This window comes from Subdoligranulum sp. DSM 23681 (genome assembly GCF_057005535.1).
Map to the genome: position 1 here is coordinate 2,160,574 of NZ_CM168050.1, position 24,602 is coordinate 2,185,175.

General features: G+C 51.3%; 17 protein-coding genes. 7 read left to right on the top strand and 10 right to left on the bottom strand.

All coding sequences use genetic code 11. The features are described from left to right. Positions 1–172 precede the first annotated feature (172 nt). From AC127K_RS09955 to AC127K_RS09980, 6 genes are all read right to left on the bottom strand, one after another. Positions 173–1,735, bottom strand: a complete 1,563-nt coding sequence (locus AC127K_RS09955; RefSeq protein WP_483720464.1) for a glycoside hydrolase family 43 protein — start codon at positions 1,733–1,735, stop codon at positions 173–175. Between the two features lie 174 nt (positions 1,736–1,909). Then, positions 1,910–2,797, bottom strand: a complete 888-nt coding sequence (locus tag AC127K_RS09960) for a carbohydrate ABC transporter permease (RefSeq protein ID WP_483720465.1) — start codon at positions 2,795–2,797, stop codon at positions 1,910–1,912. Between the two features lie 13 nt (positions 2,798–2,810). Then, the gene (locus AC127K_RS09965) at positions 2,811–3,731 is read right to left on the bottom strand and encodes an ABC transporter permease (RefSeq protein WP_483720466.1); all 921 of its coding nucleotides are present in this window, start codon (positions 3,729–3,731) and stop codon (positions 2,811–2,813) included. 163 nt (positions 3,732–3,894) lie between these two features. Further along, entirely contained in the window at positions 3,895–5,418 is a 1,524-nt protein-coding gene (locus AC127K_RS09970) for a type 2 periplasmic-binding domain-containing protein (RefSeq protein ID WP_483720467.1), read from the bottom strand. Between the two features lie 444 nt (positions 5,419–5,862). Then, complete coding sequence (locus AC127K_RS09975) at positions 5,863–7,470, bottom strand: response regulator transcription factor (protein WP_483720468.1); 1,608 nt, start codon at positions 7,468–7,470, stop codon at positions 5,863–5,865. A 1-nt stretch (position 7,471) separates the two neighbouring features. Next, positions 7,472–9,238, bottom strand: a complete 1,767-nt coding sequence (locus tag AC127K_RS09980; RefSeq protein ID WP_483720469.1) for a sensor histidine kinase — start codon at positions 9,236–9,238, stop codon at positions 7,472–7,474. Positions 9,239–9,419: 181 nt separating this feature from the next. On the opposite strand from AC127K_RS09980, the gene AC127K_RS09985 reads away from it, so the two are divergent. Continuing rightward, positions 9,420–10,112: a YesL family protein gene (locus AC127K_RS09985; RefSeq protein ID WP_483720470.1), complete on the top strand. Its 693-nt coding sequence runs from the start codon at positions 9,420–9,422 to the stop codon at positions 10,110–10,112. A 73-nt stretch (positions 10,113–10,185) separates the two neighbouring features. On the opposite strand, the gene AC127K_RS09990 is transcribed toward AC127K_RS09985, so the two are convergent. Together AC127K_RS09990 and AC127K_RS09995 are read right to left on the bottom strand one after the other, a co-directional pair. After that, complete coding sequence (locus AC127K_RS09990; protein WP_193503327.1) at positions 10,186–11,682, bottom strand: alpha-N-arabinofuranosidase; 1,497 nt, start codon at positions 11,680–11,682, stop codon at positions 10,186–10,188. Between the two features lie 97 nt (positions 11,683–11,779). After that, a complete protein-coding gene (locus AC127K_RS09995) occupies positions 11,780–12,940 on the bottom strand; it encodes a family 8 glycosyl hydrolase (RefSeq protein ID WP_300282329.1) in 1,161 nt (386 codons plus the stop codon). A 559-nt stretch (positions 12,941–13,499) separates the two neighbouring features. On the opposite strand from AC127K_RS09995, the gene AC127K_RS10000 reads away from it, so the two are divergent. Genes AC127K_RS10000 through AC127K_RS10010 form a run of 3 tightly spaced genes read left to right on the top strand, consistent with a single transcriptional unit; the run spans position 13,500 to position 18,567 of the window. Then, entirely contained in the window at positions 13,500–15,185 is a 1,686-nt protein-coding gene (locus AC127K_RS10000; protein WP_483720471.1) for an SGNH/GDSL hydrolase family protein, read from the top strand. A gap of 34 nt (positions 15,186–15,219) precedes the next feature. Beyond that, on the top strand, positions 15,220–17,373 hold the full coding sequence (locus tag AC127K_RS10005; protein WP_483720472.1) for a glycoside hydrolase family 3 C-terminal domain-containing protein: 2,154 nt from the start codon (positions 15,220–15,222) through the stop codon (positions 17,371–17,373). Between the two features lie 45 nt (positions 17,374–17,418). After that, positions 17,419–18,567, top strand: coding sequence for a cysteine desulfurase family protein (locus AC127K_RS10010; RefSeq protein WP_483720473.1), 1,149 nt, complete (start codon positions 17,419–17,421; stop codon positions 18,565–18,567). 76 nt (positions 18,568–18,643) lie between these two features. On the opposite strand, the gene AC127K_RS10015 is transcribed toward AC127K_RS10010, so the two are convergent. Further along, positions 18,644–19,519 (bottom strand): cupin domain-containing protein, encoded by an 876-nt coding sequence (locus AC127K_RS10015; RefSeq protein WP_483720474.1) that lies wholly within the window; start codon positions 19,517–19,519, stop codon positions 18,644–18,646. A 34-nt stretch (positions 19,520–19,553) separates the two neighbouring features. Beyond that, the gene (locus AC127K_RS10020) at positions 19,554–20,855 is read right to left on the bottom strand and encodes an ROK family transcriptional regulator (protein WP_483720475.1); all 1,302 of its coding nucleotides are present in this window, start codon (positions 20,853–20,855) and stop codon (positions 19,554–19,556) included. A gap of 59 nt (positions 20,856–20,914) precedes the next feature. On the opposite strand from AC127K_RS10020, the gene xylB reads away from it, so the two are divergent. Genes xylB through AC127K_RS10035 form a run of 3 tightly spaced genes read left to right on the top strand, consistent with a single transcriptional unit; the run spans position 20,915 to position 24,596 of the window. Next, positions 20,915–22,399 carry a xylulokinase gene (gene xylB / locus AC127K_RS10025; RefSeq protein WP_007048102.1) on the top strand — a complete coding sequence of 495 codons (1,485 nt, stop codon included), beginning with the start codon at positions 20,915–20,917 and terminating at the stop codon, positions 22,397–22,399. Between the two features lie 28 nt (positions 22,400–22,427). Next, positions 22,428–23,069 (top strand): DUF4867 family protein, encoded by a 642-nt coding sequence (locus tag AC127K_RS10030; RefSeq protein ID WP_007048103.1) that lies wholly within the window; start codon positions 22,428–22,430, stop codon positions 23,067–23,069. A gap of 36 nt (positions 23,070–23,105) precedes the next feature. Beyond that, positions 23,106–24,596 (top strand): L-fucose/L-arabinose isomerase family protein, encoded by a 1,491-nt coding sequence (locus tag AC127K_RS10035; protein ID WP_483720476.1) that lies wholly within the window; start codon positions 23,106–23,108, stop codon positions 24,594–24,596. Positions 24,597–24,602 lie beyond the last annotated feature (6 nt).

The following is a 24,602-nucleotide window of genomic DNA, read 5'->3' on the forward strand; positions in this document are numbered from 1 at the left end:
GGGAAGAGTATGGACGGGTTACGCAGGTATCGATCCGGGAGATTCGGTTTCCAAACACCCACATCCGCTGGGCTTTTCGCGGATTCGATGGCTTTTTATTTGTGGGCGGGCTCCTCGCCGGTTGGACATTCTCTCCCCATTTGGCAGCCGCTACCGAATGATTCGTGAAGGATTACTTGGTGGGAAGTTCGCGATAGGTCATTCTTTCAAAATCAGAATAACCACCAGCGTCCTCTCCATTGCCGGAAGCATATAACCCCAGTGTACAGCCGACAAAACCGCCGGCATGTTCCGTGCTTAAAGAGCGCAGATCAATGTCGTAGGCAACCGGTTTCCATTCACTATTGCTTTGGTAAAGAACACTGGCCACAAGCCCTTCTACGCGCAACTTCAGTTTGATGGGGGTTGCAGCCGACATATCCATTCGCGCCAAACAGCTGTCTTCACCATCTTTGCAAAGAGAAACAACAAGTTTGATCCCCGAATCCTGGGGATAGCACTCTGCCCGTAGATGGTTTTCGTTGCTTTGAACCATGGCAATACCGGCGCAATCACTCTCTTTGCAGAAATGCGGGATAAAGCTGGTTTCAAATTCGCAATTCCAGTGTTGCTGACGCAGCGCGAGGTATGCAGGCTCACCGCAATCCTTCAAGCTGTCGCAACGATGGAAAAGACGAACAATATGCTCTTCTGCGTGCAGTTCCAGTTCGTGATCGCGGTGATTGCGCAAAGTCAGCAATTCCAGCGGCAGAGAAGGTGTATCAAACGTATAGGTTTTACATTGGGGTACGTCTTCAGAAGGCTGCCCCTCGTAAGGCAGCGTGACTACTTCTTCAAGATGACCGACCCCCGCATTTACAACCGGCCAACCATCTTCCCAGGTGACCTTTGCCAAAAAGGTTTCACGCCCCAACAACGTGTACCCTTGGTTCGGCCGGCAAGCCAATACAACCATATACCAGTTGCCGTTTCCGTCATCCACTAAGTCGGCATGACCGACGCAGGTAACAGGATATTGGGCTCCCAAATGGCGATGCGTCAGGATGGGGTTGCAGGGGCAGTACTCGTAGGGACCAAACACATTTTTGCTGCGCGCGATCATGACGCTGTGGTGGATGGAAGTACCGCTTTCCGCATGCAAAATGTAATAGTAACCGTCCTTTTTGTACAGGTGAGGTCCCTCCGGCCAAATGGCTTTGCGCTGGAATCCGGTAAGTACAATGGTGGCATCGGGCTTTAACTGCATCGTGTCCAGATTCAGAGTTTGAATCCAAATTTCGCAGTCGCCATTGTAGCGGTACCCGGCAGAACGCGGCCGTTGGCCGATATAATAGCAGGTACCGTCATCGTCAAAAAAGAGACTGGGATCAATGCCGCCGGTAGACTCACCCAAATAGTAAGGCTCGGACCAGGGGCCGCGCGGATCTTTTGCAGTGACGATAAAATTTCCTTGGTCGGACACGTTGGTGGTAATCATATACCAGGTGCCCTTATGGTAACGAATGGTAGGGGCAAAAATCCCCTCGGAATGCTGACAGCCGGACAAAGGAACCTGAGAATCACGATCGAGCACATTGCTGATCAAATTCCAGTGGACAAGATCTTCGCTCTCAAAAACCGGCACGCCGGGAAAATACGCAAATGTCGAATGAACCGTATAGAATTTGTTCCCTACCCGGCAAATCGAAGGGTCGGGAAAGAAGCCTGTCATGATAGGATTTTTAACGGAAAGCATAGAAAACCTCCAGGTATAAAGGGGTGATGTTCTGCATGCAAAAATATAGAGCTATGGCCGCTGCATCCAAGAGGAAAAACAGATGCAGCGGCCATAGCTATTGAAGGGTGCCGCCGAACTGACTTTTCGTGTTACAGGCACTGGAAAACAGGGGCGGATGGCAGGAAAAGGATTTTACTCTTTTACACTGCCAATGGTCATGCCGGATACAAAGTATCTTTGCAGGAAGGGATAAAGCAGAATGATGGGAAGCATCGTCACCACAGTAGCGGCGGCACGCACGGTAACCGGCGTGACGGCTGCGGCAGCTGTGTTGCCGCCGGTGGTGGCACTGCCGCTTTGCTGCATGACAGAGGAAAGAAGCTTCATCAACTCATATTGCAGGGTCGTATACTGGGCGTTCATCCGGTTGTACAACATAGCATCGAACCAGGAGTTCCAGTGTCCGACAGCTACGAACAGGGCGACGGTGGCATACACCGGCTTGCACAGGGGCGAGATGATACGGGTAAAGATGGTGAAATCGTTGGCACCGTCAATCATGGCGGATTCTTCCAGCGCGCTGGGCAGACCTTCCATGTAAGTGCGCAGAACCAGAACGTTGAATGCGCTGATCATGCCCGGAATGACGTATACCCAGAAAGTGTTGGTCAGGTTCAGGTTGCGGTACAAAACCAAGGTGGGGATCATACCGCCGTTCACATACATGGTGATGACCCAGAACAAAGACAGCTGGGAACGGAACAAAAAGCGTTTGCGGCTGACGACGTAGGCCAAAAGTGCGTTCGTTACCAGGGCGAAGATGGTTCCCAACACAGTTCTGGCCACCGAAACCACTGCACCGGTGATGATGTTCTGCTGATTCAGAACCGTTTTATAGTTCGAGAGCGTAAAGATGCGCGGCCACAGATGGATGCCACCGCGTACGGCGTCGATACCGTCGTTGAAAGAAATCGCCACCGTGTTCAGAACAGGATACAGCGTAATGGTGACGAACAAAACCAGGAAAATGGTATTGCAGGTAACAAAGACTTTGTCCATGGTGGATGATTTGATTTTCATGTGTACCCTCCCCTTAGAACAATCTGTCTTCACCGGCACGTTTGGCAATCCAGTTTGCGCCGAGAATCAGAATAATTGCAACGACGCTCTTGAAGATACCGGCTGCAGTACCCAAAGAATAATCGTTCTGGCTGATGCCCCAGGTCAAGGTGTAGATATCAATGGTTTCCGAAACACTCTTGACCAGGCCGTTGCCAAGCAGATACTGGACTTCAAAGCCTGCATTCAATACGTTGCCAACATTCATGATCAGCAGAATCATAATGGTGGACTTGATGCCAGGAAGCGTGACGTGCCAGATTTTGCCCCACCGGCCGGCACCATCCAGAGTGGCTGCCTCATACAGGCTGGGATCGATGGAGGTAATGGCGGCCAGGTAGACAATGGCATTCCAGCCGGTTTCCTTCCAAACATTGGCAAATGCAACGATTGGCCAAAAATAACTCGGATTGGCGAAGAAGTTGACGGGCGAATCCAGAATGCCCAGGTTCACCAGCAGCTCATTGACGATACCGGAGGAAGACAGCGCATCGTGCAGAATACCGGTGACAATGATCCAGGAGAGGAAGTGGGGCAGATAGGAAATCGTTTGAACAAGCTTTTTGCCGAACATGTTGCGTACTTCGTTCAGCAGGATGGCGAAGATAATGGCCATTAAAAAGGTGGTCACCAGATTGAGAACGCCCATGGCCAGAGTGTTGCGGATATCACGCAAAAAGACTTCGTCAGAGAACAGGAATTTAAACTTTTCCAGTCCTACGAATTGAGAGAAGAAGCCGTCTTTGGGTTTGTAGTTCTGAAAGGCCATTACCCAGCCTGCCAGTGGAACGTAATAAAATACGATGCCGTATACAAAAAAGATAGCCGCACAGACCATCAGAAATTTCTGGCGTGAAATCTCTTCCCATATAGTACGCTTTGATGGATTTTTCATTGGCGAGTCCTCCTAAGGAACGTGTATGGCGAATCATGTGTTGCAAACTAACGTTTAAGGAGCTTGCGGGTTGAATGCATTCATAAAAAAGTGGCCACGGCTACACCGTGCAGCCGTGGCCACTTGTATGTGTCAACGTCTGTGTCGCCTGCAATAACGGGCATCAAAGACCGGCACGGCGCTCAAGCTCAGTTTGCATTTCTGCCAAGAAATCCTGCGGATTGGCTGCGTTGTACGCAGTCATGTATTCATTCCAGGTGGTTTCAAAATCAGGCTCCATAACAACTTTGGGCAGCCATTCGTGTTTGACTTCGCCCATCTTGACCCAGGCAACACCACCGGGGGTTTCGGTAGTCATTGAACCGGAGTAAGAATACATCGGGAACCAGGGGCCCGGTTCTTCTTTCACAGAACCGATCAGATCAACGTAGCTGTCTACGCCGTAGGCTTCAAACAGTTTCTGCAGGGGGGTGGACAGGCTGTCCAGGAATTCGCTTGCCTGCTGGTCGGGCTGCATGGCGTTCTTGCCGTCCCGGCTGGTGCCCAGCCACTGCGGCATGTAGGAATAGTTGCACATGTGAGAGGCCTGATAGGCGGGATCCGAACACTGCATCCGCATTTCTTCGGTGCGGTAATACATGCCGTTTTCATCCACCAGATAGTCTACTCCTTCAACGCCCCAGTAGCGAAGATCGTGAATCTCCTGGTCCAGGAGGTCATTCATGAACTTAAAGGCTGCATCAATGTCGGAGCAACTGGTAGTAACCGCCACACCGCTGGAGTTGTTCAACGTGTCGGCGTAGTTGTGCCAGCGGTTTTCCATTCCTTCTTCAATGGTCAGGCCCAGCGGAACATAGTTGCAGCCCTGCTCGTCCAGACCCTGCTGTTTGAAAACATCATTGACATTGTACGCGAAGTTCCACCACTGGTCGCACATGCCCAGCACAGCGCCGGTGGAAAGCTTGGCGATGTATTCATCGTAGGTCTGGGTGGCGAATTCTACGTCCACGTAGCCTTTCTGGTATTCTTCGTTCAATTTCTGGAAATACTTCTTGGCAGTGGGCGTGGTATTGTAGTCAACCACCTGCATCGTATCCGTGTCTACAATGACAGAGCCGTCGTTGGGATACCCATCAAGGAACTGGGGTGCATTCTCGATGCAGAAATAGCGCCAGTCTTCGCAAAGTGCCGTGTAGGGAATGTTCTTGGTACCGTTTGCCATGGTGGGGTTGGCATCGGCATAGCTTTCCAGCAGATCGAAATACTGGTCCAGGGTATGGATTTCGGGGTAACCGGCCCATTCCAGAACACGCGCCTGAATCCAGAAGGCTTCATCGTTATGGGTGGTGGCACGATCTTCGCCATAGGTGTTCTGGAATACGTTGGCCCAATAGATTTTGCCGTCCTCCTGGCGGAACTTGTCCCACTCTTCGTCGGTGTACATCTCTTTCAGGTTGGGATACTTTTCCAGGTAATCATCCCAGGGCACCAGGACGCCTGCGTCATAAAGAGACATCATGGCATCGCCGCCATTGATGAAGTCCGGATACTCGCCGCCGGCGATGATTGTGCCGATGGCTTCTGCGTCGGTCTGGCCGGTCAGCCAGGTCTCTTTCAGTTTGGCACCGGTCTTTTCGGCAATGATGTTCATAATTTCGTTGTCATCATTGATTTCGGAACCGGGCATTGCGATAAACATCGTAAATGTTTTGATCCCATCGGCCGATTCGGACGATGCGGTGGAATCAGAGCCGCCACATGCCGTTAAGCCCAGCAGCATGGCCGCGGACATACTTGCCGCAAATACGCGCCGCCACAATTTTACTTTCATAATTGGCCTCCTGTAGATAGATTTTTCGCCCCTTGCGAGCTTACCTGATTTAAGTATATATACCAAAAATGTTTTACACAACCGACAAATTCTAGTAAAAACCCCTGAAAATTATAGCTTTGCAAATTCAACGTAAGAGGAAATCGCGCTAAACAGCGAAACAATGATACAAAAAAGACAGGCAGTCCCCCGTCCTTGAAGTATTTTGGAAGGCAACATGCCTGCACTTTTGCTTGGTTTATCGTTGTTTTTTAAGAATGCAAAAAACGAAAAGCAAGTGTATGATTATTCTGGTGTGAATTATTTCCCGGGAAATTCAGAATGTGGTTTCTCGGTTTTGCTCTTCCGAAAATGGGAAGGCGTACAGCCTTTCAGCTCGATAAATTTGCCAAGGAAATAATCCACATCTTTATAGCCCACATCTTCGGCAATGCGGCCGATCCGCTTGTTTGTGTACAATAGCTGGTGGCACGCTTCGTTAATACGGTAAGAACACAAATAGTTTTTAAAGGACTGTCCGTATTTTTTGCGGAAGATTTGCCCTAAGTATGCACTGTTGATATAGTATTTTTTGCCCAAGCCCTGCAACGTCAGGTTTTCCGAGTAGTGTTCCTGAATTTCTTTGTCGATAGAATCCAAAATATCGGTGGAGATACTTTTTCGCAGAAGGGAAAGGTAGTCTGCATACTCGCGTGCAAAGCGGAACAGATGCTGTCGGCTCCCGCGGGAAATTCCTTCCCGGAAAGACTGCGCGCTGATAAATTGCAGCATTTCCTTCTGGTTGGCTTCGTTGTCCAAATTGGATGCAAGATGCATAAGCCGGAACAAAAGATAATTTAAGTTCAGGTTGATATCTTTGTCATGTACGCCACGCTGCTGCATTTCGGCAAACAAATGGTCTATTTCGGAGCCGATGCGTTCCTGCTCATTTAGTTCAATGGCGGTAATCAACTGATCCAGGGTATCTTTGCACAAAACGGCTCTTTCTTGCGGAATCGATAACTCTTCCTCGTAATAATAGATCGATTTTTGCTGGCGGAAGGCGCAAAGGTTTTTCAGCCCGCAGACGGTATCATACGATTCAGAAACAGTGGTGATATCGTCCACTTTTTTGCCAACCAGAAATCGCAATTCGTGTTGTATCGAAACACCCAATTTCTTATAAAAATCCTGGATATACTGTGTTTCGGAACAGCCGGCATTTCGGGCAAGCGCACCGCTGTAAACAAAAGCAATCCCATACCCAACGCGATCCAGCGAAGCGTCATAGAAACACCGGCTCCGGTCCTCGCCTAAAATTTGCACACAGCTTTGGTACAGGTCACGCTGCACCATACGGAAGTGGTTCTCATCATCGTCATCTTCGCTGTCCGAAGAATGGCAAGCGGAAATTTCAATGTAACGAACGCCGTCCGAAAAATCCAGATGCTTATGCAGATAATCCAGGCCGTTGGGATCATATTTGCCGAACAGCAACGAGATCAAACACCGGGCTTGATAGGCCAGTTCGTACTGCTCCTCCATTTTGCTGTTTTGCGAGATGTTATTGTATTTGCTGAGAATGGATAACAGATCTTGCTTTTCCACCGGTTTGAGAAGATAGTCGATACACCCGTAGCGCAGCGCTTTTTGAGCATAGGAAAACTCACTGTATCCGCTCAGAATCACGAAACCGGCGTTGGAAAGATTCTCCCGGCGAACAGTTTCCAGTAATTCAAGTCCGGTCATTTTTGGCATCATAACGTCGGTGATGACAAGGTCAACGGGTAACTTTTTTATGTACTCCAAAGCCTCCTGTCCGTCGGACAGAACGGCAGCCACTTCATAGCCTGCGGCGTTCCAGTCAATCAACGCCTGCAAACCTTGCGCAATAAACTGCTCATCATCTACGATAATAACTTTTAACATGTCACTCCGCCCTTATTGCTTTGTTTAGAGGGAACCGAATCGAAACAAGTGTTCCAATGCCCGGCTCGCTTTCCACCGAGAACTGTGCAGTATCCTCCGTCATCATGCGGATGCGCAGGCAGGTGTTCACCATGCCTACGCGTCCTTTTTCTTTTAACATTTTCAGGCTGGCGTTGCGCATCCGGTCTTGAATACGTTCTGCCTCGGCCTTGTCCATACCGCCACCGGTATCTTCAATTTCCATGCAAAGCGCATCGTTTTCTGTATACACGCGTACAAAAATCCAACCGGGAGAAGATTTTGCTTCAATACCGTGCACGCAGGCATTTTCCACAAAGGTGGTAATGGTCAATTTCGGAACCAGGATGTTCTGGCAATCTTCCTGCGCATTGATTTGATACGAAAGGCGCTCCCCGAAGCGATATTTTTGCAAGGCCAGATACGTTTCAACAAACGCCAGCTCACGCTTAATGGTATTGGAATCCGAGGACCAATCCACGTTTTGGCGCGCCATTATGGCCAATTTCTGTACCATATCGGCGGTTTCTTCTTCTTTTTTCAGGATGCTGTGCATACGGATGCTTTCCAGTGCGTTGAACAGAAAATGGGGATTGATTTGGCTGTATAAAGCCATCAGCTCTGCGTTCTGCCGGGCAATATCCATCTCCTGCTCTTTCAGTCGGCATCGGTAGACGGTGTCAATCAGGCTGTTCATCCGGTCAGCCATGCGGTTGTAGTCGTCCATCAGACTGCCGATCTCATCTTGACCGCTTGGCCCGGAAATCTTGATCAACACGTCGCTGTCTATCTGGTTGAAGACTTTTTCCAGACGGAAAAGACGAGAAGTAATGGAATTCTCCAGCAGATTCATCAAAAGCTGCGGGGGAATAATGTTCAGGAGCAGCAGCAGGATCAGGATATGGATGTTTTGGCGAATCAGGGCTAAAACGTTGCCGATTGGTTCCATCACATAGATGTCCAGATCTTCCCCGTAAAGGGTAAAATGCTGGGACAAGCCTACCGAATCAGACGGGGAGAATGTGTCATAAGGCTGCCAACGATAATTGGGCATTGCGTTCGTAAGCAAAATCCGGTTACCGCTGCATACATAAACTGAATAGTTATACCCCATGTTCTGGAAATCGCGGTCCAGCGTGCTGTAATTGATTTCAATACACAAAAGGCGCTCCGCCTTATCGCTGTAAAGGCCATTCATCCCACGTAAAAACAACACCTGGCGCCCATCTGTTTCATCATAAGAAAAAAGAAGCCGAAGGCTGTAGCCATCCGCAGTATACTGCTGATACCAGGGCTCCTGCGAAACGGTGGATAACCGTGCAAATTCACTGCCGTTTATCAAGGTTTCATTGTCTGCATACACCCGTATGACGGAATTTGTGATCCGGGAAACACCCTGCAGCAAAGAATTGTGGATGTATTCTCGGTAACTTGAAAAATAGTCCTGGGGACTGGCATATTGCCGGCTCACAAAATCCTGGAGGGAGTTATCCATATACAGGCTGGTAGAAATCAGCGCGGAATCTTCTGTGGCGGCGGAAAGCATCGACTGCACTGATTTGGCTATTTTTTCCATCTGGTGCAGCTGCTCGGCATGCTCGTTCTTGGTTAATGCATGTAAAATTACAATATCGGTCAAAAATATGGGGACCAGAATACATAAAAAATAAAGATATCGAAGTTTTTTCTTCAGGCTTAAGTTATTGAGAAAACTCTCCAGCTTGATTCTGACATGATGAAACCGGTTCATACAAAGCTCCTTACCGGCGAATGTTGCAAAAGGACCTTGCTATTTTTAGCGGTGCAAAGTATAATGCCAGTATAATTCAGCCGCAGAACCATTGTCAATCAAATAACAGATTGAATAGTGTACAATCTGAATCGCTGTTTTTGGTGAATATTTACATCCTGAAAAAAAGGAGGAGAACTCATTGAGAGGCGTTTTTAATCCGGACAGCCCCCTGATGCGCGCCCTGGGCGTTGTGTGGGATCTTATTGTCCTGAATCTGCTGTTCCTGGTTTGCTGCATTCCGGTGGTCACCATTGGCCCTGCCATCACGGCTTTACATTATGTCACCACAAAAATGGCGGGTGAAAAAGACGGCACTCCGGTGGTCGGCAATTTTTTCAAGTCATTCCGGGCAAATTTCCGCCAGGGCGTACTGATGGGAATTCTTTTTGGGGCCGCAGGGGGATTTCTGGGCTATGATATCTATCTTCTATGGCATTCCGGGAATTTCCAAAACAGCATCTTTAAGATTTTGATTCCCGTGGCAGCAATCGCTTATATGATGACCTTCGTATATGCTTTCCCGCTGCTTGCAAGATTCAACAATACGGTTTTAGGTACCATACGGAATGCGTTTATCATGTCTGTGACCTCTTTGCCCAAAACCTTTTCCATGTTGTTGTTGATAGGCGCATGTGTAGCATTTACCCTGTATACACAGACCACATTGCGCTATGGACTGTTTTTGTGGTTTGCGCTGGGGTTCTCTTCGATCGCTTATGCAAATGCATTTGTTTTAAATGGCGTTTTCATGAAGTGCTCGGGGCAGTACTCTTCTCAGATAAATCAGGAGCAGTCTCAGGATACTACGGAGAATTCAGACGGCAAAAAGTAACCGTTTGACGGCATAGAATAAAGCAGAAGAGCGCGGGAGTCATCTCCGGCGCTCTTTTGCTTTGGTCTGGAAATCAGGCTTTCAGAGTAAAGGCAGCAACGCTGCATGCGGGCAAGAGGGAAGTAAAGCTGTTGGTACCAACAGTTATGTTTGTCAACGGCTTCGGCTCGACTTGATGGGGATTATCGAACGTATTGTAGGCAGCCGCGCCGGCACCATCACCGCTAAGAACCTGACCGGTGATGGAAGTAAACTTGCTCAGGCCATCCCAGTGAATTTCAACAGGCACAGAGGAATGATCGCTGAGGTTGACGACGGTAACCAGCACATTGCCGTTATGGTCTTCACTGGCGGAAACGTGCAAATTGGGAACCTTGCAGTCTGCCCCGTCTGCACCGATGAGCGCTGTTTCTGCGTAAGTTTCCAGCTGGCGAGCCCCCTGGTGGCCTTTGAACATATGGAACACGTGATACGTGGGCGTGCAAAGCATGCGCGGCCCGTCGGTAAGAATCATAGCCTGCAACACATTGACCGTTTGTGCAATGTTGGCCATGACGACGGAATCACAATGATCGCCAAAGATGTTCAGGTTGACTGCAGCGACCAGGGCATCCCGCATAGCGTTTTGCTGGTACAGGAAATGGGGGTTGGTTCCTTCCTCCACATCAAGCCATGTACCCCATTCATCAATTACAAGCCCCAGATTTTTGTTGGGGCAGGCCTGCCGCATCCGTGCGGTGTGGTTTTCAATCAACCCCTTCATCTGAAGGGCTTTATACATGGTAATATAATACTCTTCGCGGCTGAACTTGGTGGCAGAGCCTTTGTGCTCCCATTCGCTGCCGGGAATGGTGTAGTAATGCAGGCTTAAAGCGTCTACCAGCGCCCCGGTCAGTTCAGCAACCCGTTGCGTCCAATCGTAGTTGAAATCACAGGCACCGCTTGCAATTTTGTAAATCTTGTGGGAAGGATCGTAGTCCCGTAGGAAACTGGCATACTGACGGCACAGATCGGAGTAGTAGTCTGCGCGCATATTGCCGCCGCCGCCCCACATTTCGTTGCCGATTCCCCAGTACTTTACGTTCCAGGGTGCATCCTGACCGTTTTGCCGCCGCAAGTCCGCCATGGGGGAAACGCCGGGCATGTTGCAATATTCGACCCAGTCGCACATTTCCTGTACAGTGCCGGTGCCTACGTTTCCGTTGATGTATGCTTCGCATCCCAACTGACGGCACAGCTCCATAAATTCATGGGTGCCAAAGGAATTATCCTCCCGTACACCACCCCATGTGGTATTGATCAGCGTCTTACGGGAAGACTTGGGACCGATGCCGTCCTGCCAGTGATAGGTGTCTGCAAAACAACCACCCGGCCACCGAAGGACGGGAATATCCAGCTCTTTGAGAGCATTGACAACATCGGTGCGCATTCCATTCTGGTTGGGAATCTCGGAATCTTCGCCTACATACAGGCCGCCGTAAATGCAGCGCCCCAGATGTTCGGCAAAATGCCCGTAGATGTTTTTATTGATGGTGCCGACAGAGCGGTTGCCGTTAATGAAAATCAACATTGACATAGCCTCCTGAATGTGTGGTCCAGTAAACTGCGGTTCATGGAAAAAAGCAAACCGAAGGGGAAGGAAAAAATCGTTTTTTTGGTAGGGTACATTATACCGTTGCTTCTTGCGGGAACCAGATGCGGTAATGCCCGCTTAAAGCAAGCAGCGCAAAAAGATACAGGCAATTGTCATAATAACGCCGCGGTCCGGAACGGAGCGGAGTGCTAAAGAACCGGCGGAGCCATTCATCCGCGCAGGCGTCATCCAGAATCAGGGAACCCTGCGCAATGGTAGCCAGAAGCCCTACAGGATGCAGAGCATTTCCTTCAACGGGTGTGCCGTCGATCAGATAGATGCCGTTTGTTTGCCCGTGTTCCTTTTCTTCAAAAAATTGCTGAATATGTGCAGCTGTTTCTTGGGCCCAACCGTCTTTGTCCCCGAACCATTGGGCATCCAAAGCAATGTTGCCCAACGTGCGGTATGCATCGCTGAAGAACCAGTCGTGACGGTCCGGCTGATCACCCCGATGCGGGCGGCCGTCATACTCGGCATATTCGGCACTCAATCCGGTACGGGCGTGGCAGGCTTTGCGCAGGTACTGGCGGCTGGCCGCTGCGGCTGCATGCCAGAAAGGACGGTCGCATTCGTCGCTCCACAGAGCAAAAAGTTCATAGAAATGCGGCAAATGATAAGAGGGATCGGTAAATTCACAGTTGGGAACGAATTTGATGAGATGGTTTTCGGGGTTCCACATGGGAAATCCGGAACCGGCTTCTTCGCCTTTGTGTACACATGTGTGCAAGATGCGCCGTGCCCAGGAAGCGTAATCCAGTACCCCTTCGCCGGAACCCCAGCGGTTGGCTGCAAAAAACAGGGACATGGCAAAAAATTCTTCGCCGTCAGGGGCGGGTCCATCGGAATTTTTGCTGCCGTCAGTATGACAGGACCAGGCAAAATAGCCGGCGTTTTCCCCTTCGGTGAGGTACATGTGGGTCACGACCCATCGCCACAGGCAGTCGAATTCCTTCTGGCGATTCATTTGTACGCAGAACATCATTGCGTAGGACATGCCCTCGGTACGGACGTCGTGGTTCCCCGTATCCTCTATGTACATCATGTCAGGTCCGGCAAAATGGCAAAGGCGAACCCCCTCCGGACCATAGAACATCTCCTCAAATGTGCTTTCCAGCTTGTTGTCAATTTCGGCCTGCGAATATCCAAGCCGTTCCAGTCTGTTCAAATATTGCCCGTTATAGTAGGCGCCTTCCATAATAATTTCAGCTCCTTTTGAATCGTGTAAGGCGCAACCGATTTACTCGGTCTGCTGTTCTTGTGACTCACTATAGCAGCTTTTCGATTGCATGGCAAGCGCACAAATGCATGGGTATGGCGAAAAGCTGTCAGCCATTTGAAAACTCTCTGGAATACAGCAATAAATGAGAAAGACTGTTTCATCCTACATCTTTTTCAAGAATCAGAGGAACAAAAAGAAACCGCAACATTCGCCTATCCTTATTTTTCATCATGGTTCTCTAAATTAAATAAATGGTAGCAACAGTAGCGGAGTAAGGGCAAACGGGAAACAACTTTACAAAATCAGAATCAACTATGAATGGCGGCAGGGTTGTGGCGTCTTCTTGGCGGTATAAGCAAATTGATCGAAAATTGCTGACTTTTCAATCAGAGCGGTTAATCCGCTACGGAAAACAAAAAAGCAAAATACAAGAATTCGTATAGCAAAAAATGAGAAGCGCACTCATACATAAGGATTTATGATAGAGAAAAATTGCCAGAAAGCAAAAATTTTATCATGAAAAGGTGAAGGGAATATGCGAGATCAACGAATTGCTCCACGGGATCCCATCCCTCAGCGAGAGGCTCTGTATATTCTGGTTGATAAGCCCGTCGGCGGCGGGGGCTCCGATGCACAAGCCAACCGATTTCCTGTTTTCTTGAACGATGAGCGTTTGGTAACATTCGCAAAAATCGTGGGTGGCGTTCAGGACGAGAACATTCTGCAAATGCTGCAGACAGCTAAAGGCTTCCGCCGGTTGGTTCACAGCATTGGTGTGAGCGTTGTCAGTGATGCGCCTGATAAAGCGACCGTCTTTAGCATGTGTTTTTCGGGAGAACATGGCACAGAAGGAGGCAGCGGCAAGATTTCTCTGTGTACCAACGGCGTCGAAACAATCCTGGAAATGGCTTGCGTAGAGGAACAAGATACGGATGCTGTTCCTGGCAAGTTCTTGATAGAACTCCCCTGTGAAGAAGACACGGCCCTTGTGACGGTCAAATTTTACCTTCATGACGGATACCATGCGCCGCGATTTGATCCAGATCCGCCGGTTGAATTTGATACGCCGCAGTATAACGCAATGATCGCACGATCTTGCTTGAGTACAGGGAACAATGCACGGATCAAGCGAGTTCTGGAGGACCTGCGTGCTGGTAAGCCGGTGACTCTGGCTTTTCTTGGCGGTTCTATCACACAGGGGGCCGGAGCTGTTCCCGAACAGGAAAAGTGTTATGCCCGTCTGACCTTTGAAGCAATCCGGGATCAATATTCCTCTGCACCCGATCAAGTGAATTATATCAAAGCCGGGGTAGGCGGAACCCCCTCACAGCTGGCTTTGAATCGCTATGATCGGGATGTCACACGCAATGGTACGGTATCCCCGGATCTGGTCGTGGTAGAATTCGCTGTAAATGATTTGGGGGATGAAACCAATGGATGCTGCTACGAAAGTCTGGTGCATCGCATTTGGAATGATCCCGGCGAACCGGCTGTTATTCTCTTGTTTTCTGTATTTGCAAATGACTGGAATCTGAAAGAGCGGTTGGCCCCCGTGGGATGGCGGCATGAATTGCCCATGGTGGACGTGCTGGAAGCGGTCAGCCCCCAGTTTGGAGCAACGACTGCGCAGCGGAGTGTGATTACCAAGCGGCAATATTTCTATGATACCTATCATCCTTCGAACGCCGGACATCGCATCATGAAGGATTGCTTGATGTATCTGTTACAGCGTCTGGATGCCCAACAGAGTATGGCACCTGCAAAAGAAGCGCCGCCCTATTACAGTTTCTACTTCTCTGCGATGCAGGCGTATGACCGCGGCAACTTGCCGTTTGACATCTCTGTGGACCCGGGAAGCTTTACCGGTACCGATGAAGAGTTGCAGGCGGTTGCCTTGGACGATGACGCTTGCACTACAGCGCAGTTCCCTTACAACTGGAAAAAAGAACACGGGGAAAAGCCTTTTGAAATGGAGTTGGTGTGCAAATCGCTCCAATTGGTTTTTAAAGATAGCGCATCCTTGGATTTTGGAAGAATCCGCGTTACAGTAGACGGGCAGCACGTCACCTATTATGACCCGAGGGAAGTGGGATGGACCCATTGCCACGCAACAATTCTGTTCGCAGAAGAAACCGCCGGCAAGCACCACATAGAAATCTGCATGGCGCCGGAGGATGAAGGTAAGACCTTCACAATCCTTGGCTTTGGCGTTGTGCGCTAATGATACAAAATAAGAAGAAAGGGGTACGTACAAAATGAAAGATCGTAACCAAAAACTGGAACAATACCGGGAGCGGGCACGCGCGCTCGTTGCACAAATGACGCTGAAAGAAAAAATCAGCCAGATGCTCAGCTGGGCTCCGGCCATTCCGCGTCTGGGCATCCCTGCATACAACTGGTGGAACGAGGGCATTCATGGCGTGGGACGCGCCGGAACGGCAACCGTATTTCCGCAGGCAATTGGTCTGGCTGCGTCTTTTGATGAGGATTTGCTGGGCCAGGTCGGGGAAGCCGTCGGCGTGGAAGCGCGTGGTAAATACAACATGTATCGCAGCTATCAGGATCGGGATATCTACAAGGGCCTGACGATCTGGGCCCCTAACGTAAATATCTTCCGTGACCCACGCTGGGGCAGAGGCCACGAAACCTATGGCGAAGATCCGTACCTGACCTCTCGCCTGGGCGTACGCTTTGTGGAAGGTATGCAGGGCGATGACCCGGACTATCTGCGCGCCGCTGCCTGTGCCAAACACTTTGCAGTCCATTCGGGTCCGGAAGACCAGAGACATTATTTTGATGCCAAAGTTTCCCAACAAGATTTGTGGGAAACGTACCTTCCGGCCTTTCGTGCACTTGTAAAGGAAGCCGGGGTGGAAGCAGTCATGGGTGCCTATAACCGCACAAACGGTGAACCGTGCTGCGGCAGCAAAACCCTTCTTGTGGACATTCTGCGCGGAAAGTGGAATTTCCAGGGGCATGTTACGTCCGACTGCTGGGCAATCAAGGATTTCCATGAAGGGCATATGGTCACGTCCGGCCCGGTGGATTCCGTGGCCCTGGCCGTAAACAACGGGTGTGATCTCAACTGCGGCGATCTGTACGCGTATCTGGAAGAAGCTGTGGCAGAAGGCAAGGTAAAAGAGGAAACGATTGACCGAAGCCTGGTCCGGCTGTTTACGACCCGCATGAAATTGGGCATGTTTGATGCGGAAGAGAAGGTACCCTACAACAAAATCGGGTATGATGCGGTAGATAGCCGGGAAATGCAGGCCCTGAACCTGGAAGTGGCCGAGAAGGTTCTGGTTCTGCTGAAAAACGAAAACCATACCTTGCCGCTGGACAAAAGCAAGCTGCATCGGGTTGCAGTGGTCGGCCCGAATGCGGACAACCGCAAGGCTTTGGTCGGCAATTATGAGGGAACCGCATCCCGGTATGTGACGGTTCTGGATGGAATCCAGGAGTATCTGGGAGAAGATGTGCAGGTTCGCTACTCTGAGGGGTGCCATCTGTATGCAGATAAAATCCAGGGACTGGCAAAATCCAATGAGCTTATCAGCGAAGTACGCGGCGTATGTGCGGAATGTGATGTGGTGATTTGCTGCCTGGGCTTGGATGCGGGCCTGGAAGGCGAAGAAGGCGACCAGGGAAACCAGTTTGCCAGCGGCGACAAGCAGTCTCTTTCTCTGCCGGGAAACCAGGAGTCTGTACTAAAAGCCTGCATCGAGAGCGGAAAACCTGTGGTGGTGGTGGTGCTGAGCGGCAGTGCGTTAGCCTTGGGCACTGCGCAGGAAGGGGCAGCCGCTGTTCTGCAGGCATGGTACCCCGGTGCCCAGGGCGGTCGGGCCGTAGCGCGTGCTTTGTTCGGGGAATGCAATCCGCAGGGTAAGCTGCCGGTCACTTTTTATCATTCGGATGAGGATTTGCCTGCATTCACGGATTATGCAATGAAGGGACGCACCTATCGCTATATGGAAAAAGAGCCGCTTTACCCCTTCGGTTATGGCCTTTCTTACAGTCATTTTACCTTCCGTGATGCCAAAGCCGATGCTGCACAGATTGGGCCGGACGGTGTGGATGTAAGGGTAACGGTAGTCAACGACGGGCAGTACCGCGGCCGTGAAACCGTTGAAGTTTATGTCAAGGCAGAACGCCCCGGCACACCGAATGCGCAGCTGAAAGCGCTGGGCAAAGTGGACCTTATGCCCGGGGAAGAAAAGTGCATTACGCTGCATCTGCCGCAGTGTGCTTTTGCTCTTTGCAACGAGGAGGGCATTTCGGAAGTGCTACCGGGTGAATACACCGTTTGGTTGGGAGGAAGCCAGCCCGATGCACGCAGCATCCTGCTGACGGGACAGAAACCACTCAACATCCTGCTGCATCAAAAGGAGAAAGTTGTTATCTCCGACTGATGTCCCCTCCTGAACCCCATCTTTCCGTTTGTTGGAGATGATTTGATGAGTGATACGATTTACGCAGATCACGCTGCTACGACCCCGCTTGAACCGGAAGCCTGGGAAGCGATGTGTTATTGGCTTACTAAGGATTTTTCCAATCCGGCAGCCTTGTATCGAAGCGGAATTGCTGCGCATCAAGCAGTAGAGCGAGCGCGCCAAAGTGTGGCAGAATGCCTGAGATGCAGCGCATCACAAATCTTTTTCACATCCGGCGGCAGCGAAAGCAATACGTGGGCAATCCTGAGCGGTGCCAGCAGAGCAGGCATCGGTAGCAGAGAAGTCATCACTACGCCTATTGAACATCACTCAGTCGGTAGAGCCTGCGCATCGCTAAAAAATAGCGGAATAGCTGTATATACGTTGCCGGTCAGCGAAGAAGGGAAAATAGATTTGCCTGCTTTGCTGCGGGCTCTGGAACGGCAGCCCAGATTGGTGACCATTCAATACGCCAACAACGAGGTAGGCACGATTCAGGATATCCCTACCATTTCCACCCTTTGTCAAAAAAAAGGTGTATTGCTCCATGTGGATGCTGTACAGGCAATCGGGCATATCCCCGTAGTATTAGACGGCATCGATTTTCTCAGTGCTTCCGCGCATAAATTTGGCGGCCCCAAAGGCATAGGCTTCCTGTATGCACGAAATCCTGCTTTGTTGAAGCCTTTAATTTTTGGTGGCGAACAACAGAGCGGATTACGCCCCGGAACGGAACCGGTAGCTCAGATTGTAGGGCTGGCATGCGCGCTCAAACTAGCCTGCAAACAGATGGAGCAGCATGCCGCATTCAAACGAATGTTAGCAGAAGAATTTTGCCAAACACTTCGTCAATCTTGGGCGGAAGTATATTTCAATAGTACCAAAGCAGGCTTGCCTGGTTTGGTTAGCGTGGGGCTGCCAGGCTACGAGGGTCAGAATCTTACCTACCGACTAGATGTGGCCGGCGTGTGTGTTTCACCGGGTGCTGCGTGCGATAACACAAGGAGCCGCAATGCCTCCCATGTATTGCTGGCCCTGGGGGGAACTGCGGCTCGTAATGCATTGTGTACACTTCGGTTTAGTTTTGGCCGGACCAATCATTCCGGTGACGGAATCGAGGCTGCACAAAGGTTGGTGAAGATTCTTCAATCTATGCCCAAACGCCTGCTATGATTGCGTTCACAGAAACTTTTGTGCGAACCCTTCTAAGGGGGGCGGACGAACAGGGAAGTTGCCTGTTCGGTGCCCATTATTCTTGCGGCGCAGAAAAACCAAGCCCCAATTTTCTGAATTCGCTGGGTGTGCAGCCAATTTGAAATTTAAAAATGCGATTGAACGTGGCCAACGAATTGAATCCTGAACGCATGGCAACTTCTGTGATGGGGAGCGAAAAGTCTGCTAACAGGGTTTTGGCAAAGAGAAGCCGTCGCCCTAACAGATAGTTGTGGCAGGTGGTCCCTGTTATTTCTTTAAAAAGCCTTGCGAAGTGGTACTTACTGAATCCTGCTTCATTGGCCAATTCGTCCAAAGACAGATCTTCTGTGCAGTGAGCATTAATGTAATTGCATAACATGGAAAAACGCTCTTGCTGTTCTTTTTGCCGCAGGGAAGAGATGTTTTCATGCGGTGCATTCTGATGGAGCTTGCGGCCTATGATTGCGAAAAAGTGCAACATCAGCGAAGACAACTCGCAATCCCGAAAGAACGCCGCACCAAAGTATTCTTTTTCCATCCGGGTCATCAGGGCCAGAAGCTGGTCGTTGAACTGCGGTTGATCCTGATAGCGTAACAGCTTGAAGGGATGCAGGGTGGCAAAAAAAAGCGCAAGCTCGTGGAACTGCTCAAACATTGCGGTACTAAAATTCAAAATGTACCGCTCGCCCTCCTTTGGAGCTGTAATGCTGTGCAATTCCCCTGAGCCGATGAACAGTATGTCATGGGGTTTCAAATAAAGAATTTCGTCTGCAACGGTCACATTATAGGTGTTTTGGATCGGGCAGATAATCTCCCCGGGGACATGCCAGTGTAACGGGAAGTCTTCCGCTGAATTGTTGTGATATAACCGGATATTGGAAGCGAGTGTAAAGTCTACAGTTTCGGTGGTACCGTTCAATTTTTCAATCATAGAAAATTCCTCTTAATCATGACGGTAGCCGCAATCATAACTCTTCAACAAAAAGATTGATAAAATGCAATGCTGCACCAAGTGGAACAGCGTGCTTGGGGTAATGACAAAGGGAAATATATTCAGCTTCATCATCAAACGGATCGCGGCTGGCCGTCAGCCCCCGGAGCTCCTTTAAAAAAGGAGCGAGATATTGAGCGACATACCCGCCCAGCACAATGCGACAGTCAAAAACCATACGGATCGTGGCAAGCGCTGATGCCAAATGGCGAAGATAATCTTTCCATAACGTTTGGTACGCTAAGTTCCCGGATTCCAAGCCAGCAAAAAACTGCTCCACGGAGATACCTAAATCGGTAGAAATTCGATCAGAAGAGCAGTAAGCTTCCAGACAACCACGCAAACCACACTTACAGGAAAGCCCTTCCGGCTGCACACAAATGTGTCCAAACTCGCCGCTGCGGCCATTCAGACCGGTATAAGGAACACCGTTCATAAGGATAGCGCCACCTACGCCACCTTCTAAGGAAATATATGCCATGCAATCGGAATCTTGCTGAACGTACCATTCAGCATACCCGCCGCTGGTCGCATCATTGCAAACGGAAACAGGGTAAGGGATACTACAAATCAGTGGATGGATATCTTGATCTCGCAAATTAAGTGTTGGTGCAGTGATCACACAAGTCCTATCGGCATTAAAAATGGCTGGTAGCGCGATCCCGACCCCCAGCAGTTTTTCGCGGTTCAGACCAAATCTGTTTAGAAAATTTTCCAAATCGGCTGCAAGGAAGTTCCCCATCTCCTTCATGTTGTTGCAATGGGGATGAGGATACTTTTGATATGCGATTTCATCCAGCCGGAGGTTCGCAGCAATGATCCGAAAATGATCGTCGGTGACAGAAATTCCTACAGAAAAATGCGCATTTTCATTAATGGTCAATTGAAGAGGCCGGCGCCCACCCGTAGATTCTCCAACGCCATCGATGCGCACCAACCCCGCTTGTGTCAGTTCGTTCAGATTTTGATGTACAGTTGGCATACTGAAATTGAGGCTGTCAGCAATCTCCTGCTTAGAACATCCGGGTGCCTTGTAAATATATTGATAAATCTGGTTCCGGGTCAAGCGACGCCGTTCGGTAGGCGGAAGAGAAAGCTTTTTCATATATAATTCCTTTAACTTTTCAAAAGTGAAATCAATGTAAAACACTTTCATCTTACCCAACCACAACAAAAAAGTCAACCGAATCAGAAATTTTTGTGGATATATGGCGATATTTTTCGACTGCTTTTGTTGGTTTTGATGATTGACAGTGATGTATACTTGCAGTATCATATGTAAAGAACTTATATAAATGTTCTTTACGAAAGAATGGCTGGAAAGGCGGTATTCTTATGTTGTATATCGGCGTGGATCTGGGTACCTCGGCGTGCAAATTTCTTCTGGTGGACGAAACCGGCAAGGTGTGCAACCAGGTCTCCCGGGAATATCCCCTAAGTATGCCTCATACGGGATGGAGCGAACAGGATCCTTCCTCCTGGTGGCAGGCATGCCTGGATGGCATCCCGGCTCTGCTGGAAGGCTTCGACCCCGCCCAGGTGCAGGGCATCGGCATGGGCGGCCAGATGCACGGTCTGGTGGCCCTGGACGCCGCCGACAAGGTGCTGCGCCCCGCCATCCTGTGGAACGACGGCCGCACCGCCAGACAGACCGACTATCTGAACAAGGAAATCGGCCGCGAGACCCTGAGCAAATACACCGGCAACATCGCTTTCGCAGGATTCACCGCCCCCAAGATCCTGTGGATGAAGGAGAACGAGCCTGAACTTTATGCGGCTATTGCCAAGATCATGCTGCCCAAGGATTACCTGGTGTACCGCATGACCGGCGTGCACGCCACCGATTATTCCGATGCTTCCGGCATGCTGCTCCTGGATGTAGAACACAAATGCTGGAGCAAGGAAATGTGCGAAATCTGCGGTGTCAAGGAAGAATGGCTGGCCCATCTCTATGAAAGTTGGCAGTTTGTTGGTACCTTGAAACCGGACGCAGCCGCCGCCCTGGGTCTGCCCGAAAGTGTAAAGGTCTGTGCGGGTGCGGGAGATAACGCAGCCGCAGCTGTGGGCACCGGCACGGTAGGGAAAGGGCACTGCAACATCAGTTTGGGTACTTCCGGCACTGTGTTTATCAGCAGTGAAAAGTTCGGCGTGGATGCCACCAATGGTCTGCATGCCTTCGCTCACGCAGACGGCGGCTGGCATCTGATGGGTTGCATGCTCTCCGCTGCCTCCTGCAACAAATGGTGGATGGATGACATTCTCAAGGTCACTGATAAAGACTATCCCGCCGAGCAGGCCCCCATTACCCGGGACAAGCTGGGCCGCAATAAGGTGTTTTTTCTGCCCTACCTGATGGGCGAGCGCAGCCCTATCAACGACACCGATGCCCGAGGTACCCTCATCGGGCTGAGCATGGACACGACGCGTGCAGATATCACACAGGCAGTACTGGAAGGCGTGGCATTTGCCATCCGGGATTCGGTGGAAACCGCCCGCTCCATCGGCGTGGAGATCCCCCGGTCCAACATCTGCGGCGGCGGTGCCAAGAGCCCGCTGTGGTGTACCATCATGGCCAACGTGTTGGGCATTCCCTTGGATATCCTGGTTACCGAACAGGGACCCGGTTACGGCGGTGCGCTGCTGGCCATGGTCTGCTGCGGTAAATATGCGACCGTGCAGGAGGCCACCAATGCCCTGGTCCATGTCAGCCGTACCATTGAGCCGGACGCGGAACTCACCGCCCTGTATGAAGAACGGTATCAGAAATTCAAGCAAATCTACCCCACCTGTAAGCCGCTGTTCAAAGAACTTGCCAAGTAACAAGTTAAGAAAAAGGGAGGAAAAACAAATGACCATCTATCCTGTTACTGCCCCCGAGTTTGCCCCTTACGGCCGTGTCATCACCGGATATGAAACCGAATGCGAGGCCGTGGTTGCAGCCCTGAGCGCTTCCACCCCGCTGCCGGAGGGCACCGACTATCTGGCTGAAGATCCGGCCCTGCAAAACCTGCCGGAATCCGCCGCGCTGGGGGCTTCGCTCTTTGGCGGTATGCCCTTCCAGATGGGCTGGTGCAACGGCCACAACACCAAGCTGAACTGCCTGGAATACCACCGGGACAGCGAGTTCAATCTGGGCACCCGGGACTTCATCCTCCTGCTGGCCAAGCAGGACGAGATCGTGGACGGCACGCTGGACACCAGCAAGGTGAAGGCTTTCCGTGTGCCCGCGGGTACCCTGGTGGAAGTCTACGCCACCACCCTGCACTACGCCCCCTGCCACACCGACCCCGCCAACGGATTCAAGGTGCTGGTGGCTCTTCCCAAGGGAACCAACACCGACAAGCCGAATATGCCCATCAAGGGCGGGGACGATGCATACCTCTGGGCCTGCAACAAGTGGCTGCTGGCTCATCCCGATTCCGCCGAGGCCGCCCAGGGCGCTGTGGCGGCCCTGACCGGCGAGAACATTGATATCGAAAAAGATCTATAACTAGAATCATCCACATAGAAAACGGAGGAATTTGACATGAAGTCTACCAACATTCCCGAAGTCCGCCTGGGCATTGTGGCTGTCAGCCGCGACTGTTTCCCCATTGCCCTGTCCACTCAGCGGCGCCAGAACATCGTGACCGCCTGCAAGACCAAAGGCTTTGAGCCTTATGAGTGCAGCGTCACGGTGGAAAACGAGACCGATATGCTCAAGGCTGTCGAGGAGGTCAAGGCCGCGGGCTGCAACGCCCTGACGGTGTTCCTGGGCAACTTCGGTCCCGAGACGCCGGAGACCCTCATCGCCAAATACTTCGACGGCCCCGTCATGTACGTGGCGGCTGCCGAGGGTGACGGCGACATGATCAACGGCCGCGGCGACGCCTACTGCGGCATGCTGAACTGTTCTTATAACCTGGGTATGCGCCACCTGAAAGCCTACATCCCCGAGTACCCCGTGGGCACCGCCGAGGAACTGGCGGACAAGATGGCGGAGTTCCTGCCCATTGCCCGGGCCGTGCTGGGCGTGAAGGACCTGAAGATCATCTCCTTCGGCCCCCGTCCCCAGGACTTCTTCGCCTGCAATGCTCCCATCAAGGGCCTGTATGAGCTGGGCGTGGAAGTGGAAGAAAATTCCGAGCTGGACCTGCTGGTGGCTTATAAAGAGCACGCCGACGACCCCCGCATCCCCGAGGTCTGCGCCGACATGGCCGCCGAGATGGGCGAGGGCAAGTATTACCCCGACCTGTTGGCCCGCATGGCCCAGTTCGAACTGACCCTGCTGGATTGGGCCGAAGCCCACAAGGGCAGCAAGAAGTATGTGGCCTTTGCGGACAAGTGCTGGCCGGCTTTCCCGTCCCAGTTCGGCTTTGAGCCCTGCTATGTGAACAGCCGCCTGGTCAGCCGCGGCATCCCTGTCTCCTGCGAGGTGGATATCTACGGTGCCCTGAGCGAATATATCGGTATGTGCGTTTCCGGTGACACCGTCACCCTGCTGGACATCAACAACAGCGTACCCAAGTACATCTACGACGAGGAGATCGCCGGCAAGTTCGATTACAAGCTGACCGATACCTTCATGGGCTTCCACTGCGGCAACACGCCGTCCTGCAAGATGTGCGCCGACCGTGCCGTGAAGTACCAGCTGATCCAGCACCGTCTGCTGGAGCCGGCGGGCAGCGATCCCGACTTCACCCGCGGCACCCTGGAGGGCGACATCGCGGCATCGGACATCACCTTCTACCGCCTGCAGTGTGACAGCGAGGGCAACCTCCGGGCCTACATTGCCCAGGGCGAGGTGCTGCCGGTGGCCACCCGTTCCTTCGGCGGCATCGGCATCTTCGCCATCCCCGAGATGGGCCGCTTCTACCGCCATGTGCTGATCCAGAAGCGCTATCCGCACCACGGTGCGGTGGCCTTCAGCCACTGCGGCAAGGCCCTGTTCGAGGTCTTCAAGTACCTGGGCATCGGCGACATCGCCTACAACCAGCCCGACAGCCTGCCCTATCCCACCGAGAATCCCTGGGGTTGATTGATC

Coding starts and splice junctions, on each gene's coding strand:
- AC127K_RS09955 (WP_483720464.1), bottom strand. CDS start 1,735: ATGCTTTCCGTTAAAAATCCTATCATGACAGGCTTCTTTCCCGACCCT.
- AC127K_RS09960 (WP_483720465.1), bottom strand. CDS start 2,797: ATGAAAATCAAATCATCCACCATGGACAAAGTCTTTGTTACCTGCAAT.
- AC127K_RS09965 (WP_483720466.1), bottom strand. CDS start 3,731: ATGAAAAATCCATCAAAGCGTACTATATGGGAAGAGATTTCACGCCAG.
- AC127K_RS09970 (WP_483720467.1), bottom strand. CDS start 5,418: ATGCCCGGTTCCGAAATCAATGATGACAACGAAATTATGAACATCATT.
- AC127K_RS09975 (WP_483720468.1), bottom strand. CDS start 7,470: ATGTTAAAAGTTATTATCGTAGATGATGAGCAGTTTATTGCGCAAGGT.
- AC127K_RS09980 (WP_483720469.1), bottom strand. CDS start 9,238: ATGAACCGGTTTCATCATGTCAGAATCAAGCTGGAGAGTTTTCTCAAT.
- AC127K_RS09990 (WP_193503327.1), bottom strand. CDS start 11,682: ATGTTGATTTTCATTAACGGCAACCGCTCTGTCGGCACCATCAATAAA.
- AC127K_RS09995 (WP_300282329.1), bottom strand. CDS start 12,940: ATGGAAGGCGCCTACTATAACGGGCAATATTTGAACAGACTGGAACGG.
- AC127K_RS10000 (WP_483720471.1), top strand. CDS start 13,500: ATGCGAGATCAACGAATTGCTCCACGGGATCCCATCCCTCAGCGAGAG.
- AC127K_RS10005 (WP_483720472.1), top strand. CDS start 15,220: ATGAAAGATCGTAACCAAAAACTGGAACAATACCGGGAGCGGGCACGC.
- AC127K_RS10010 (WP_483720473.1), top strand. CDS start 17,419: ATGAGTGATACGATTTACGCAGATCACGCTGCTACGACCCCGCTTGAA.
- AC127K_RS10015 (WP_483720474.1), bottom strand. CDS start 19,519: ATGATTGAAAAATTGAACGGTACCACCGAAACTGTAGACTTTACACTC.
- AC127K_RS10020 (WP_483720475.1), bottom strand. CDS start 20,855: ATGATACTGCAAGTATACATCACTGTCAATCATCAAAACCAACAAAAG.
- xylB (WP_007048102.1), top strand. CDS start 20,915: ATGTTGTATATCGGCGTGGATCTGGGTACCTCGGCGTGCAAATTTCTT.
- AC127K_RS10030 (WP_007048103.1), top strand. CDS start 22,428: ATGACCATCTATCCTGTTACTGCCCCCGAGTTTGCCCCTTACGGCCGT.
- AC127K_RS10035 (WP_483720476.1), top strand. CDS start 23,106: ATGAAGTCTACCAACATTCCCGAAGTCCGCCTGGGCATTGTGGCTGTC.